At 72.6% G+C, this 14,473-nt stretch carries 12 protein-coding genes; 6 read left to right on the forward strand and 6 right to left on the reverse strand.

The features are described 5' to 3' along the window. Position 1 precedes the first annotated feature (1 nt). Together ACWC2T_RS00650 and ACWC2T_RS00655 are read right to left on the reverse strand one after the other, a co-directional pair. Positions 2–268 carry a protealysin inhibitor emfourin gene (locus ACWC2T_RS00650; protein ID WP_450668275.1) on the reverse strand — a complete coding sequence of 89 codons (267 nt, stop codon included), beginning with the start codon at positions 266–268 and terminating at the stop codon, positions 2–4. A 20-nt stretch (positions 269–288) separates the two neighbouring features. Beyond that, the gene (locus tag ACWC2T_RS00655) at positions 289–1,359 is read right to left on the reverse strand and encodes a M4 family metallopeptidase (RefSeq protein ID WP_450668276.1); all 1,071 of its coding nucleotides are present in this window, start codon (positions 1,357–1,359) and stop codon (positions 289–291) included. A 357-nt stretch (positions 1,360–1,716) separates the two neighbouring features. Between ACWC2T_RS00655 and leuA the strand changes: the two genes are divergently transcribed. The 6 genes from leuA (at position 1,717) to ACWC2T_RS00685 (ending at position 9,606) form a co-directional block, all read left to right on the forward strand. Beyond that, positions 1,717–3,438, forward strand: a complete 1,722-nt coding sequence (gene leuA, locus ACWC2T_RS00660) for a 2-isopropylmalate synthase (protein WP_450668277.1) — start codon at positions 1,717–1,719, stop codon at positions 3,436–3,438. A gap of 185 nt (positions 3,439–3,623) precedes the next feature. Further along, positions 3,624–4,310: a TerB family tellurite resistance protein gene (locus ACWC2T_RS00665; RefSeq protein ID WP_450668278.1), complete on the forward strand. Its 687-nt coding sequence runs from the start codon at positions 3,624–3,626 to the stop codon at positions 4,308–4,310. Positions 4,311–4,451: 141 nt separating this feature from the next. Then, entirely contained in the window at positions 4,452–6,530 is a 2,079-nt protein-coding gene (locus tag ACWC2T_RS00670; protein WP_450668279.1) for an MMPL family transporter, read from the forward strand. Between the two features lie 6 nt (positions 6,531–6,536). Further along, complete coding sequence (locus ACWC2T_RS00675; protein ID WP_450668280.1) at positions 6,537–7,769, forward strand: sensor histidine kinase; 1,233 nt, start codon at positions 6,537–6,539, stop codon at positions 7,767–7,769. Continuing rightward, a complete protein-coding gene (locus ACWC2T_RS00680) occupies positions 7,766–8,431 on the forward strand; it encodes a response regulator (RefSeq protein ID WP_450668281.1) in 666 nt (221 codons plus the stop codon). The genes ACWC2T_RS00675 and ACWC2T_RS00680 overlap by 4 nt, the downstream gene beginning before the upstream one ends. After that, the gene (locus ACWC2T_RS00685) at positions 8,428–9,606 is read left to right on the forward strand and encodes a sialidase family protein (protein ID WP_450668282.1); all 1,179 of its coding nucleotides are present in this window, start codon (positions 8,428–8,430) and stop codon (positions 9,604–9,606) included. Before ACWC2T_RS00680 ends, ACWC2T_RS00685 begins: the two co-directional genes overlap by 4 nt. On the opposite strand, the gene ACWC2T_RS00690 is transcribed toward ACWC2T_RS00685, so the two are convergent. The 4 genes from ACWC2T_RS00690 to ACWC2T_RS00705 are packed head-to-tail and all read right to left on the reverse strand — an operon-like array spanning position 9,603 to position 14,470. Continuing rightward, the gene (locus tag ACWC2T_RS00690; RefSeq protein WP_450668283.1) at positions 9,603–10,529 is read right to left on the reverse strand and encodes a dihydrodipicolinate synthase family protein; all 927 of its coding nucleotides are present in this window, start codon (positions 10,527–10,529) and stop codon (positions 9,603–9,605) included. The genes ACWC2T_RS00685 and ACWC2T_RS00690 overlap by 4 nt on opposite strands. A gap of 1 nt (position 10,530) precedes the next feature. Then, positions 10,531–11,553, reverse strand: a complete 1,023-nt coding sequence (locus ACWC2T_RS00695; RefSeq protein WP_450668284.1) for an oligopeptide/dipeptide ABC transporter ATP-binding protein — start codon at positions 11,551–11,553, stop codon at positions 10,531–10,533. Continuing rightward, complete coding sequence (locus tag ACWC2T_RS00700; RefSeq protein WP_450668285.1) at positions 11,550–13,514, reverse strand: dipeptide/oligopeptide/nickel ABC transporter permease/ATP-binding protein; 1,965 nt, start codon at positions 13,512–13,514, stop codon at positions 11,550–11,552. Before ACWC2T_RS00700 ends, ACWC2T_RS00695 begins: the two co-directional genes overlap by 4 nt. After that, complete coding sequence (locus ACWC2T_RS00705) at positions 13,514–14,470, reverse strand: ABC transporter permease (RefSeq protein ID WP_450668286.1); 957 nt, start codon at positions 14,468–14,470, stop codon at positions 13,514–13,516. Before ACWC2T_RS00705 ends, ACWC2T_RS00700 begins: the two co-directional genes overlap by 1 nt. Between the last annotated feature and the right edge of the window lie 3 nt (positions 14,471–14,473).

The following is a 14,473-nucleotide window of genomic DNA, read 5'->3' on the forward strand; positions in this document are numbered from 1 at the left end:
CTCACGCCCCCTCCTTCAGCACCCGGGACACCAACTCCCGCTGCTCCTCGGTGAGTCGGGGATCGGCCGCGTACACCGTGCGGCCGTCCACGGTGATCTCGTAGCGGAAGCCGTCGGGGACGCCCGCCGGCGGGGTGCCGTGGCCGGACGCGAGGACGCGTTCGGCCAGGGTGTGCCAGGCGTCGGCGTCGGGCCGGGCCGCGGTGTCCACCTCGGCCCGGCGCTCGATCCCCGCGAAGCCGCCCGTGCGCCGTACTCGGATACGCATGGGAACTGTCTAGTACGGAACTACAGCGTCCGCACCCCGACCTGTTCCCACGCCTTCTGCACGGCCTGGAGCTCGTCGCCGGCGCCGTACCGCTCCCGCGCCGCCTTCACCGTCAGCGTGGCGAAGTCGGCGAACTGGGCGTCCGTCTTCAGCGCGCCGCCGGTCAGCACGTCGTACCAGATCTGCCCGGCCTTCTCCCAGGCGTGGCCGCCGATGGCGCTGGCGACCAGGTAGAAGGCGTGGTTGGGGATGCCGGAGTTGATGTGCACGCCGCCGTTGTCGCGGCCGGTGCGGACATAGTGGTCCATGCTCGCCGGCTGCGGGTCCTTGCCCAGGTTGGGGTCGTCGTAGGCCGTGCCCGGGGCCTTCATCGAGCGCAGCGCGGTGCCGTGCACGTGCGGGGCGAGCAGGCCCGCGCCGATCAGCCAGTCGGCCTCGGCGGCGGTCTGGCCGAGGGTGTACTGCTTGATCAGCGAGCCGAACACATCCGAGACCGACTCGTTCAGCGCGCCGGACTGCCCGAAGTACTCCAGGTTCGCGGTGTGCTGGGTGACGCCGTGGGTCAGCTCGTGGCCGATGACGTCGACCGGGATGGTGAAGTCGAGGAAGATCTGGCCGTCGCCGTCGCCGAACACCATCTGCTCGCCGTTCCAGAACGCGTTGTCGTAGTTCTGGTCGTAGTGGACGCTGGCGTCCAGCGGCAGCCCGCGGTCGTCGATGGAGTGCCGGCCGTACGCCTTCAGATACAGCTCGAAGGTGGCGCCGAGGCCCGCGTAGGCACGGTTGACGGTGGCGTCCGACACCGGGTCGGAGCCCTCCGCGCGCACCTGGGTGCCGGGCAGGTCCTGGGTGTGGTGGGCGTCGTAGATCGTGCGGTGCGGCTGGTCGGCGGCGGTGCCCTGGGGCGCGGCGACGGAGGGCGCACCGATGACCGTGGTCAGGCGGCGCTTGGTGCGCTGGTAGGCGTCGTGCTCCAGGGACCGGCGGGCCGGGCCGGAGAGCGCGGCGTCCTCGGCCTGCGCGAGCCGGTCGAGGACGTGCGGCGGCACGATCGTGCAGAAGACGGGCTCGAAGCCCCCGTTGGTCGTCATGCCCGCACCATTGCACTCTGTGACGCCGGTGTCACTAGAGGCCACCATGATTAGTGAAATACCGGGACAGGGAACGCAACGCTCCGTGACGCTGTGGTACGCCCGCTGTGGTGCGGCGCACTATTTATCCACTTTCTAGTGGGTTTATAGGTGCGGTCCCGCATACTGGGACACGCCCCCCGCGCCGGGGCGGCTCGGCTAGGCTGCGGAGCATCATGCGTTTCGGGCTGCTTCTCCTTAGCTGCCGCGGCGAGGGCCTGTAGACATAGGCCGACTCCCTCCCCGCGGAGCTTGGTGTTGCGTCGTCGGCCGTCCACCGGACCCGCACCCGCGGAACCTTCGAGGAGCCACGCAAACATGGCCAACCGCCAGCAGCCCAGTTCCATGCCGATCCACAAGTACGGCCGCTACGAGCAGGTGGACATCCCGGACCGCACCTGGCCGGAGCAGCGGATCACCGCCGCCCCCCGCTGGCTCTCCACCGACCTGCGCGACGGCAACCAGGCCCTGATCGACCCCATGTCGCCCGAGCGCAAGCGCCGCATGTTCGACCAGCTGGTGAAGATGGGCTACAAGGAGATCGAGGTCGGTTTCCCCGCCTCCGGCCAGACCGACTTCGACTTCGTGCGCTCGATCATCGAGGAAGAGGGCGCGATCCCCGACGACGTCACGATCTCCGTACTGACCCAGGCCCGCGAGGACCTGATCGAGCGGACCGTGGAGTCCCTGAAGGGCGCCAAGCGGGCCACCGTCCACCTGTACAACGCCACCGCCCCCGTCTTCCGCCGGGTGGTCTTCCGCGGCTCCAGGGACGACATCAAGCAGATCGCCGTCGACGGCACCCGCCTGGTGATGGAGTACGCCGAGAAACTGCTGGGCCCCGAGACCGAGTTCGGCTACCAGTACAGCCCGGAGATCTTCACCGACACCGAGCTGGACTTCGCGCTGGAGGTCTGCGAGGCGGTCATGGACGTCTGGCAGCCCGGCCCCGGCCGCGAGATCATCCTCAACCTGCCCGCCACGGTGGAGCGTTCGACCCCGTCCACGCACGCGGACCGCTTCGAGTGGATGCACCGCAACCTGACCCGCCGCGAGTACGTCTGCCTGTCCGTCCACCCGCACAACGACCGCGGTACGGCCGTGGCGGCGGCCGAGCTGGCCCTGATGGCCGGCGCCGACCGCGTCGAGGGCTGCCTGTTCGGGCAGGGCGAGCGCACCGGCAACGTCGACCTGGTCACCCTGGGCATGAACCTGTTCTCCCAGGGCGTCGACCCGCAGATCGACTTCTCCGACATCGACGAGATCCGTCGTACGTGGGAGTACTGCAACCAGATGGAGGTCCACCCGCGCCACCCGTACGTGGGCGACCTGGTCTACACGTCCTTCTCCGGCTCCCACCAGGACGCCATCAAGAAGGGCTTCGACGCCATGGAGGCCGAGGCCAAGGCCAAGGGCGTCACCGTCGACGACATCGAGTGGGCGGTGCCGTACCTGCCGATCGACCCCAAGGACGTCGGCCGCTCCTACGAGGCCGTCATCCGCGTCAACTCCCAGTCCGGCAAGGGCGGCATCTCCTACGTCCTGAAGAACGACCACAAGCTGGACCTGCCGCGCCGGATGCAGATCGAGTTCTCCAAGCTCATCCAGGCCAAGACCGACGCCGAGGGCGGCGAGATCACGCCGAAGGAGATCTGGGCGGTCTTCCAGGACGAGTACCTGCCGAACCCGGACAACCCGTGGGGCCGCATCCAGGTGAAGACCGGCCAGTCGACCACGGACACCGACGGCGTGGACACGCTCACGGTCGAGGCGACGGTCGACGGCGAGGACACCGTCCTGACCGGCTCCGGCAACGGTCCGATCTCGGCCTTCTTCGACGCCCTGGAGTCCATCGGCATCGACGTACGCCTGCTGGACTACCAGGAGCACACGATGAGCGAGGGCGCCTCCGCGCAGGCCGCCTCCTACATCGAATGCGCGATCGACGGCAAGGTCCTGTGGGGGATCGGCATCGACGCGAACACGACGCGTGCCTCGCTGAAGGCGGTCGTCTCGGCGGTCAACCGAGCGGCCCGCTGACCACTCCCGACCAGGAGTTTCGGGGCCCCGACCGCTGTATACGGCGGCCGGGGCCCCGGCTGTTATCGGCCACGGGGCCGGTCAGGTCACAGAAAGGTCTCGTACGGGGTACTGACTCAGCCTTGGTGATGTGGCTAACATCACGCCAGCGCCGCGATGTTGCGGCGTCGTTACGGAGGTGCGACGTGCTGCCAGTACGGGGACGAGACGGCCGGACCCTGCGCTTCCTGGGTACGCGCACCGCATGGACACCGATCGGGGACGGCGAGTTCTACTGCCCCGGCTGCGGCGGCGACCGCAACTACCAGCGGCTCACCGGCCGCCGCAGGCTCACCCTGCTCGGCGTTCCCCTGCTGCCGCGCGGCACCGCGGGCCCGGTCGTGGAGTGCGCCGCCTGCCGCCAGCAGTACGGCACCGACGTCCTCGACCATCCCACCACCCGCCGCTTCTCCGCGATGCTCCGCGACGCCGTGCACACCGTCGCCCTCGCCGTGCTCGCCGCCGGCGGCACCGCCTCCCGTACGACCCTGGAGACAGCCGCCGCCACGGTCCGCGCCGCCGGCTTCGACGGCTGCACCGAGGACCAGCTGGCCGCCCTGGTCGAGGCCCTCGCCGCCGACACCGGCCGGGTCCTGGGAGCCGAGTGCGGCACCAGCCTGACCATAGAGCTGCACGAGGCCCTGGACCCGCTCGCCCCGCACCTCGCCCCGGCCGGCCGCGAGTCCCTCCTCCTCCAGGCCGCCCGCATCGCCCTCGCCGACGGCCCCTACACCCCCGCCGAACGCGACGCCCTCACCACGGTCGGCGCGGCCCTGACCATCTGCGCCGACGACGTGACCCGGCTGCTCGCGGCGGCACGGACGCCGTCCTGATACTCCCCCGGGAGTAACGGCGCGTCCCGGTCACCCCCGGCAGTAGCGCCGAACTCGCCTTCACGCCCGACGAACGGCATCCCTTTCGCCGGAAGTCTGGAAGCCGTATCCAGACATCCGCAGTGGAGGGAGGCCCGCGCCATGGAATCCGTGGGGGCCGGGAGAAAACAAGGGAGCCGGGGCCTGCCCTGGCTGGTGCTCGGGCTGTGGGCGGTGCTGCTGGCCGTCGCCGCGCCGTTCGCCGCCAAGCTGGCCGATGTGCAGCACGACCGGGCCACCGACTATCTGCCGGCGTCCGCCGACTCCACCCGGGCCGCGAAACTCCAGGACCGGCTGCCCGGCGGCGAGACCACCGAGCTGGTCCTCGTCTACCACCGGGCGACCGGGCTCACCGCCGCCGACCGGACCACGGCCGCACGGCAACTGAGCCGGATCGCCCACCGCCACACCCTGACGGCCGGCACCCCGCACGGCATCCCGTCCGCCGACGGCACCACCCTCATGTACCCCGTCACCAGCAACGAGCCCGGCACGGACGAGAAGAAGCGGAACACCTTCGTCGACGACGTCCGTCACGTCGCCCACGACCAGGGCGGGTTGAGCGTCCAGGTCGGCGGTCCGGCCGCCCTGGCCACCGACGCCTCCGGCGTCTACGCCTCGCTCGGCGGCCCCCTGCTCTACACCACCGTCGCCGTCGTCGCGCTCCTGCTCGTCCTCATCTACCGCAGCCCCCTGCTGTGGCTGGTCCCGCTCGTCGTCGCCGGCGTCTCCGACTTCCTCGCCCGCGCCGCCGCCTACGGCCTCAACCAGGCCTTCGGCACCACCGTCTCCGGCCAGAGCGCCGGCATCATGACCATCCTCGTCTTCGGCGCCGGCACCGACTACGCCCTGCTCCTCGTCTCCCGCTACCGCGAGGAGCTACGGCGCCACGAACGGCCGTACGACGCGATGCGCGCCGCCCTGCGCGGCTGCGGGCCCGCCGTCCTCGCCTCCTCCGGCACGGTCGCCGCCGGACTGCTCTGCCTGCTCGCCGCCGACCTCAACTCCAGCCGGGGCATGGGCCCGCTCGGCACGGTCGGCGTCCTGTGCGCGCTCGCCGCGATGCTGACCCTGCTCCCGGCCCTCCTGGTGCTGCTGGGCCGCCGGGTGTTCTGGCCGCTCGTGCCCGCCTACGGCAGCACGCCCAGGGCCCGCCGGTCCCTGTTCGCGGCGATGGGCTCCTCGGCCGGGCGCCGCCCGCTGACCGTCCTCGCCTCCGGCGCCGTCCTTCTCGGCGCGCTCGCGCTGGGCACCCTGAACCTGCCCGGTGCGATCAAGCAGCTGGACACCTTCGTGCACCGGCCCGAGTCCGTGACCGCCATGGAGACGGTGGCCAGGGCCTACCCGGAGCGGTCCGCGCAGCCCATCGAGATCATGACCCCGGCCGGGCGTGCCGACGCCACCCTCGCCGTGGTCAGGGGCACCCGGGGCGTGGCCGATGCGCGGCAGGGCCGTACCGGCGGGGGCTGGACCGAGATCACCGTGACCGCCTCCGCACCGCCCCAGTCCGACGCCGAGACCACCACCATCGAGGCCCTGCGGCACCGGCTGCCCGGCTCCCACGTCGGCGGGCCCAGCGCCCAGCAGCTCGACCTGAAGGACACCGGCGCCCGCGACCGCCTGGTGGTCGTCCCGATCGTCCTCGCCTCCGTGCTGCTGATCCTGGTCGTCCTGCTGCGCTCCCTTCTCGCCCCGCTGCTCCTGGTCGCCGCCGTCGTCGCCGTGTGGGGCGCCGCCCTCGGCCTCGGCGGGCTCGCCTTCGGGCCGCTGTTCGGCTTCCCCGGCACCGACCCCGGCCTCGGCCTGCTGTCCTTCGTCTTCCTGGTCGCGCTCGGCGTCGACTACGGCATCTTCCTGATGCACCGGATGCGGGAGGAGTCGGTCAAGGGCGCCGAACCGGCTGCGGCCGCGCTGATCGCCCTGCGCACCACCGGCGGGGTCATCGCCTCCGCCGGGCTGGTGCTCGCGGCCACCTTCGCGGTGCTGACGAACATGGGCCTGGTGCCGCTGGTCGAGCTGGGCTTCGTCATCGCCGTCGGCGTCCTGCTGGACACCTTCCTCGTCCGCACCTACCTCGTGACCAGCGCGAGCGTCGCGCTCGGGCGCCGGGTGTGGTGGCCGGGCCGGCTGTCCCGGCCGGCGCCGGACGCCGACCGCACACCGGAGCCCGTGGGCGCATAGCGGAAGATGAACCCCGTGCAGGCAACCGTCACGAACCTCGTGCAGGCGACCATCGCCGCGTCCCGGCCCGGCCGGACCCTCGCCGCCCTGGATCCCCGGCGGCAGGACGCGCTCCTGGCCGCCGGGCTCGCGGCGCTCGCCTCCGGCATCGCCGTCACCGTCGGCAGCGGCCGGCACCCGGACGCGCTCGGCTGGGCCCTGCTGCTCGGTCTGCACGTGCCGCTGGCCTGGCGCCGGCGGGCCCCGCTCACCGTGCTCGCGGTCATGATCACGCTGATCGCGACCTACCACCAGCTGGACTACAACCACTCGGCGCCCACCGCCGCCTCGATGGTCGTCCTCTACACGGTGGCGGTGACCCACGGCCCCCGGCGCACGGCGTTCATCGGCACCGCCGTCGTCACGCTGATGCTGCTCCTGAAGATCCGACACGGCATGGCCGGGGTCCAGGTGAGCTTCCAGATCACCGGCTGGATCGTCTCCATGCTGGTCCTCGGCGGCTACATCCGCGTCCACCGGGAGAACGCCGCCGCGGCCGTGGAACGCGCCGAACGCGCCGAACGCACCCGCGAGGAGGAGGCCCGGCGCCGGGTCGCCGAGGAACGCCTGCGCGTCGCCCGCGACCTGCACGACCTGCTCGCCCACACCATCACCCTCATCGGCGTGCAGACCTCGGTCGCCGCGCACGTGCTGGAGGCCGACCCCGAGCGGCTGGACCGGACAGCCGTCGCGAAGGCCCTCGACGACATCGCCGAGACCTGCCGGACCGCCCGCGGCGAGCTCCGTACGACCCTGGAGGTGCTGCGCGACCCCGGCACCCCGGACGCCCGCGGCCCGCTGCCCGGCCTCGACGGCCTCGCCGAACTGGCGAAGTCGGCGGGCGCCCGGGTGGAGCTGGCCGTGCGGGCCGACGGGGTGCCGCCCGCCGTCGGCGCCGCCGCCTACCGGATCGTGCAGGAGGCGCTCACCAACGCGGTACGGCACGGCGACCGGGCCGACCTGACCGTGCGCGTGGGCGTGTACGAGGAGCAGGGCGGCCTGCGCGTCCAGGTCACCGACGACGGAGTGGGCGGCGCGGCCGGGGCCGGTGCCGGCCCGCCGGGATTCGGGCTGGTCGGGATGCGGGAGCGGGCCCGCAGTGTCGGCGGCACGGTCGAGGCCGGACCGCGCGCCGACGGACCGGGCTTCGAGGTGAGCGCCGTACTGCCGCTGCGGGAGAGGGCGGGGGAGCAGGGATGATCCGGGTGCTGCTCGCCGACGACCAGACCCTGGTGCGGGCCGCGTTCGCGATGCTCGTGGAGTCGGCGCCGGACATGGAGGTCGTCGGGCAGGCCGGCACCGGGCGCGAGGCCGTCGACCTGGCCGGCGCCGAGCGCGCCGACGTCGTCCTGATGGACATCCGCATGCCCGGCCTGGACGGCATCGAGGCGACCCGGCTGATCGCCGCCGACGAGGACCTCGCCGGGGTCAGGGTCCTGGTGCTCACCACCTACGACACCGACGAGCACGTGGTGGAGGCGCTGCGGGCCGGTGCCTCCGGGTTCCTGGTGAAGGACACCCGTCCGGCCGACCTCCTCGACGCGATCCGCACGGTCGCGGCGGGCGAGGCACTGCTCTCACCGGGGCCCACGGCACGCCTGATCGAGCGGTTCCTGCGCAGCCCCTCGGCGCCGGTGACGGGCGGCCCCGAGTGCCTCTCGGACCGCGAGCGCGAGGTCCTGACGCTGGTCGCGCGTGGCCTCAACAACACCGAGATCGCCGAGGTGTTGGGGCTGAGCCCGCTCACCGCCAAGACTCACGTCAGCCGGATCATGGGCAAGCTCGGCGCTCGCGACCGCGCCCAGCTGGTGATCGTCGGTTACGAGTCCGGGCTGGTGATTCCTGGGACCATGGGCGGGTGACCCCGAAGAGCCGCACCCTGCTCACCACCCTCGCGCTCCTCACCGCCCTCACCGCCGGCCTGCCCGCGACGGCTTCCGCCCGGGCGATCCCCGGCTGCGTCTCGTCGGTGCCGTATGTCTCCGGTCAGGGGGGCTACGCCGCCTACCGCATCCCCGCGGTCGTGGAGACGGGGTACGGCACCCTGCTGGCCTTCGCCGAGGGGCGGCGGGACGGTCTCGCCGACACCGGGGACATCGATGTCGTCCTGCGCCGCTCCACCGACGGCGGCTGCACCTGGGGCCCGCTGACGGTCGTGGCCGACGGACACGGGGACACCCGGGGCAACCCGGCGCCGGTCGTGGACCCGCGCACCGGTGACGTCGTCCTGGTGACCTGCGCCAACAGCGGGACGGCGACGGAGGACCGGATCCGGCGCGGTGCGGCGCAGCGCCGGGTGTTCGTGCAGCGCAGCCGGGACGACGGCCGGCACTTCACGCCCCCGGTGGACATCACGGCCCAGGTGAAGCGGCCCGGCTGGCGCTGGTACGCCACCGGCCCCGGCCACGCCGTCGCCCTCACCCGGGGCCCGCACGCCGGCCGCCTGCTGGTCCCCGCCAACCACTCCGTCGCCCCGCCCGACGGCTCCTCGGGCCCCGGATCCCGGTACGACGGCGGGCACGCGCTCTACAGCGACGACGGCGGCCGCACCTGGCACCTCGGGTTCGTGACCGACACCCGCGACGGCGTGACCAATGTCAACGAGACGACCGCCGCCCAACTCCCGGACGGCAGGCTCTACTTCAATGCCCGCGACCAGTACGGCACCGCCCCCGGCAACCGCCTCGACACCTACTCCGGCGACGGCGGAACCACCCTCGACCGCCCCTACGCCGTCCAGCCCACCCTGAACGACGTCCCGGTCGTCCAGGGCAGCGTCCTCCAACTCCGCGGCCGCCGAGCCCCGTTGCTGTTCTCCGCCCCCTCCGTACCGACCGCCCGCCGTGCCCTGGCGATCTGGTCCAGCACGGACCACGGCCGCACCTTCACCAGGCTGCGCACCCTCTCCGACCGCCCGGCCGCCTACTCCGACCTGGTCCAGCTCGCCCACGACACGATCGGCGTCCTGTACGAGACGGGGAGCGAGCAGGCGTACGAGACCCTGGAGTTCCGCAGACTGACCCTGTCGGGGGACTAGAGCAGTCCCGCCGCCGCCAGGAACTTCCCCACCCTCTCCGTCTCCTCCCCGGACAACGGCACCTGCGGCTCAGCCGTCACCGCACAGTCGATGACCCCCCGCAGATGCAGCGCGGCCTTGAACGCCCCCAGCGCCGACGAGCTGCCGCCCATCCGTGCCGGGTCCCCGGCCGTGACCATGCCGAAGAGCGCGCACAGCCGCTCCTGCTCCACCCGCGCCCCCTCCCAGTCACCCGCCCGGCACATCCGGTACAGCCGGACGTACCCGTGCGGGTCGACGTTGGCCAGCCCCGGCACGGCCCCGTCGGCGCCCAGCGCCAGCGCGGAGTCCACGATCAGCTCGGAGCCGGTCAGCACGCTGAACCCGGGGTGCGCGCGGGCGCCGGTGACGATCTCGCGGAAGGCGCCCAGGTCCCCGCTGGAGTCCTTGATCCCGGCCAGTACCTCGTCGGCGGCCAGGCCCAGCACCACGTCGGCGGGGAGCTTGGTCTGCACGGCGACGGGGATGTCGTAGGCGATGACCGGCACCGGCGACGCGGCGGCGATCCTGCGGTAGTGGTGGACGATCTCGGAGCGATGGGTGCGGGCGTAGAAGGGCGCGGTGACGACCACCGCCTCCGCTCCGGCCGCCGTCACCGCCGTGACGTGGTCCAGGACGCGCGGCGTGGTCATGTCGATGGCGCCGGCCAGGACCGGCAGCTGACCGCCCACATGGGCCACGACCGCCTCCACGACCTGCCCGCGCTGCCGGTCCGTGAGGAACGCGGCCTCGGACGTGGACCCGAGCAGGAACAGCCCGTGCACCCCGCCCTCCATCAGATGGTCGACCAGCCTGAGCAGCGAGGGCACGTCCACCTCGCGCTCCGGTGTCAGGGGCGTGCAGACGGGCGGGACGACACCGGTGAGCGGGGTGGGGAAGGGCATGTCAGGGCTCCTGGCGTGCTGGGTCTGCGAGGCCTGCCGGGTCTCGGGTCGGATCCTCCTCCTCGACAGGATGGTGGCACCGGTAGCGGTGTCCGGGCCGCGACGCGGCCGAGAAGTCCGGCATCACCTCGGCGCACACCCCGTCCGCCCGCCGGCAACGGGTGCGGAACGGGCAGCCGCTCGGCGGCCGGGTCGCGGACGGCACCGGGCCGGTCAGCGGGATCGGGTCGATGGGGTCCAGCAGTCCGGGCGTGGCGGAGAACAGGGCACGGGTGTACGGGTGCCGGGCGGCGTCGGTGACCCGGCCGGCCGGGGTCTCCTCCACGATCCGGCCCAGGTACATGGTGATCACCCGGTCGCTCATCCGCCGTACCGTCTGGATGTCGTGCGAGACGAACACCAGGGCCAGACCGAGGCGTTCCTTCAGGTCCAGCAGGAGGTTCAGGATCTGGGCGCGGACCGACACGTCCAGGGCGCTGGTCGGCTCGTCGGCGACGACCAGCGCCGGGTCGAGGGCGAGGGCGCGGGCGATGGCCACGCGCTGCCGCTGCCCGCCGGAGAGCTGTCCGGGCAGTGCGTCGGCCAGGGCCCGGGGGAGGCCGACCAGGGCCATCAACTCCCGTACCCGGTCCTCCCGTTCGGCCCTGGTCCCGCGGTCGTGGACATCGAGCGGGTCGCGCAGGATCCGCCGTACGGTCAGCCGCCGGTTGAGCGCGGTCGACGGGTCCTGGAAGACCATCCCCACGCCCGCGCCGACCGTGGCCCGGCGCTCTGCGGGCGGCATCGTCCACAGGTCACGGCCCTGGAACGCCACCGACCCCGAGACCGGCCGCTGGACGCCCACCAGCACCCTGGCCAGCGTCGACTTCCCGCACCCCGACTCGCCGACCACGCCCACCGTCTCCCCGGCGGCCACGGTGAGGTCGGCGCCGGTCAGGGCGTACACCCGGTCGCGCCTGAGCAGTCCGCCGGTGCGGGCCTTGTGCACCACATGGGCGCCCCGGACCTCGATGACGGCGTTCACTGGAGAGCCTCCTGAACGGGTACGGCCGGATGATGGCAGGCGGCCGTGTGGGTGGCCGTACCGGCGAGCACGGGTGCGCGGGCGTGGCACACCTCGCTCGCCAGCGGGCAGCGGTCGGCGAAGCGGCAGCCCGCCGGGAAGTCGGCCGGGGCCGGTACGACCCCCTTGATCTGTGTCATCCGTTCCTCGGCCGACTCCAGCGACAGCACGCTGCCGAGCAGACCGCGCGTGTAGTGGTGGGCCGGCGCCGCCACCAGGTCGGCGGTCACCCCGCTCTCCACGATCTGGCCGCCGTACATCACCACCACCCGGTCGGTGACGTCGGCGACCAGCGCCAGGTCGTGCGAGACCAGGATCAGCGCGAAGCCCAGCTCCTCGCGCAGCCGCAGCAGCAGCTCCATCACCTGGGCCTGCACGGTGACGTCCAGGGCGGTCGTCGGCTCGTCGGCGACGATCAGCCGTGGGTCGCGGGAGAGCGCCATGGCGATGAGCACGCGCTGGCGCTGCCCGCCGGACAGCTCGTGCGGATAGCTGCGCAGGGTGCGCTCGGGGTCGAGCCCGACCAGCTCCAGCAGCTCCCTCGGGCTACGGCGGCCCCCGCGCCGGACGAGCTGCCTCAGCTGGGCGCGCACGGTCATCGCCGGGTTCAGCGAGGACAGGGCGTCCTGGTACACCATCGCCATCTCGTGCCCGAGCAGCCGCCGCCGCACCCGCATCGGCTCGGCGAGCAGGTCCCGCTGCCGGAACCGCACCTGGCCGCCGATGCGCGCCTGTCTCGGCTGGAGCCCCATCACGGTGAGCGCGGTCAGCGACTTCCCGCAGCCCGACTCGCCCACCAGACCGAGCACTTCACCGGGGTGCACCTCGAAGCTGACACCGGCGACGATGTCCACGCCCCGGTGCCGGTCCGGGAAGCCGATGGTGAGGTTCTCCACGGCGAGCACCGGCTGACCGGAGGAGTCGGGGCGGGGCCGGGCCCGGGAGCGCAGCCGCCGGGCCGCTTCGGTGAGGCCGGGCAGCTCGAGCACCTCTCCGCTGCCGGGCTCCGGCGCCTGCAGCCGGTCCGAGGGCGTCTCCACCTCCATGGGCGCCGGTGCCGCCCATGCGTCGGACACGCCCTCGGAGAGGATGTTCAGCGACAGCACGGTCAGCAGGATCAGCAGCCCGGGGAAGACGGTCGCCCACCAGCCGCCGGTCAGCACCATGTTCTTGCCGTCGGCGATGACGCTGCCCCAGGACGGGTCCGGGGGCCGCACCCCGGCGCCGATGAAGGACAGCGACGCCTCGAACACGATCGCCTCGGCGACCTGCACCGTGCAGAACACCAGCACCGGGGCGGCGCAGTTGACGGCCACGTGCCGGACCACGATGTGGGGCGTGCGGGCGCCGATCACCCGTTCCGCGGTGACGTAGTCCTCGCCGTACTGGTCGAGGACGTTGGCGCGGACGACCCTGGCCACGGGCGGCGTGAACAGGAAGGCGATGGCACAGATCAGCACGCCGATGCCGCCGCCGAAGACCGCGACCAGGACGGCCGCGAGGGCGATCCCGGGGAACGCCATCACCACGTCCAGGCAGCGCATCAGCGTCTCGTCGACCGCCTTGCGGGAGGTGGCCGCGACCGCCCCGATGACGGCACCCACGACCAGCGCGAGCGCCGTCGCCCCCAGCCCGATCGCCAGCGACCACCGGGCGCCGTACATCAGCCGGCTCAGGATGTCCCGGCCGAGGCTGTCCTGCCCGAGCCAGTGCGCGGCGGACGGATGCCCGCTGCCGCCGACGGGGTCCTGCTGGTCGAGCGGATCATCGGGCGCGAGCAGCGGGGCGAGTACGGCGACGAGGATGACGAAGGCCAGGAAGCAGACGGCGACCTTCGACGGAAGGGGCAGCCGGCGCCGGCCCCGCAGCCGCACGCCGCCGGGCCGGGACAGCCGCTCGGCAAGACTCGCGCGCGTGACCATCAGCCCGCCCTCAGACGTGGGTTGACCAGCAGATACAGGATGTCGATGACGAGATTGACGACGACGAACCCGGTGGCGGTCGTCAGCACCACCCCCTGCACCACGGCCGGATCGCCGTTCTGCACGGCGTCGATCATCAGCTTGCCCATGCCGGGCAGCGAGAAGATCGTCTCGATGACGACGGCTCCGCCGAGCAGATAGCCGACCCGCAGCCCGAGCACGGTCAGCGGATTGACCAGGGCGTTGCGCAGGACGTTCCGGCCGACGACGACCCACGGCGGCAGCCCGCTCCCGATCGCCGTCCGCACGTAGTCCTTGTCCAGCTCCTCCACGACCGAGGTGCGGACGATCCTCGTCAGTTGCGCGGCGACCGGCAGGGAGAGGGCGAAGGCGGGCAGCGCCATGGTCCTGAGCCAGCCGGTGACCGAGTCGGCCGGGTTGGTGTAGCCGCCGGTCGGGAACCAGCCCCGGTCCACCGCCAGGTACTGGATCATCAGCAGCGCCAGCCAGAAGCCGGGGGCGGCCACGCCGACGAGCGAGACCACCCGGATGACCTGGTCCGGGATCCGGTCCCGGTACACGGCCGCCGTGACCCCGCCCGCCAGCGCCAGTACGACCGCGACGGCGAGGCCGAGGAAGGTCAGCTGGAGGGTGAGCGGCAGTGCGGTGGTGACCTGGTCGGCCACCGGGGCCCGGGTCAGGGCGCTGGTGCCGAGGTTCCCGTGGAGGAGGTCGCCGACGAAGTGGACGTACCGGACGGGGAGCGGATCGAGCAGGCCGTTCCGCTCCCGGAAGTCGTGCAGCTGCTGCGGAGTGGGATTCGCCCCCTGGAAGAACGCGGACGCGGGATCGACGTCCGAGAACCGCATCACCAGGAACACGAACAGCACGATCCCGAGCATCAGCGGCACGAGCAGCGCGACACGGCGGAGCAGGATCCGTACGACGGCCGTCATGCC

The organism is Streptomyces sp. NPDC001393 (genome assembly GCF_053597455.1).

Excerpts from the sequence above, each read along its gene's own strand:
- ACWC2T_RS00650 (WP_450668275.1), bottom strand. The coding sequence starts at position 268 with ATGCGTATCCGAGTACGGCGCACGGGCGGCTTCGCGGGGATCGAGCGC.
- ACWC2T_RS00655 (WP_450668276.1), bottom strand. The coding sequence starts at position 1,359 with ATGACGACCAACGGGGGCTTCGAGCCCGTCTTCTGCACGATCGTGCCG.
- leuA (WP_450668277.1), top strand. The coding sequence starts at position 1,717 with ATGGCCAACCGCCAGCAGCCCAGTTCCATGCCGATCCACAAGTACGGC.
- ACWC2T_RS00670 (WP_450668279.1), top strand. The coding sequence starts at position 4,452 with ATGGAATCCGTGGGGGCCGGGAGAAAACAAGGGAGCCGGGGCCTGCCC.
- ACWC2T_RS00675 (WP_450668280.1), top strand. The coding sequence starts at position 6,537 with ATGAACCCCGTGCAGGCAACCGTCACGAACCTCGTGCAGGCGACCATC.
- ACWC2T_RS00680 (WP_450668281.1), top strand. The coding sequence starts at position 7,766 with ATGATCCGGGTGCTGCTCGCCGACGACCAGACCCTGGTGCGGGCCGCG.
- ACWC2T_RS00690 (WP_450668283.1), bottom strand. The coding sequence starts at position 10,529 with ATGCCCTTCCCCACCCCGCTCACCGGTGTCGTCCCGCCCGTCTGCACG.
- ACWC2T_RS00700 (WP_450668285.1), bottom strand. The coding sequence starts at position 13,514 with ATGGTCACGCGCGCGAGTCTTGCCGAGCGGCTGTCCCGGCCCGGCGGC.
- ACWC2T_RS00705 (WP_450668286.1), bottom strand. The coding sequence starts at position 14,470 with ATGACGGCCGTCGTACGGATCCTGCTCCGCCGTGTCGCGCTGCTCGTG.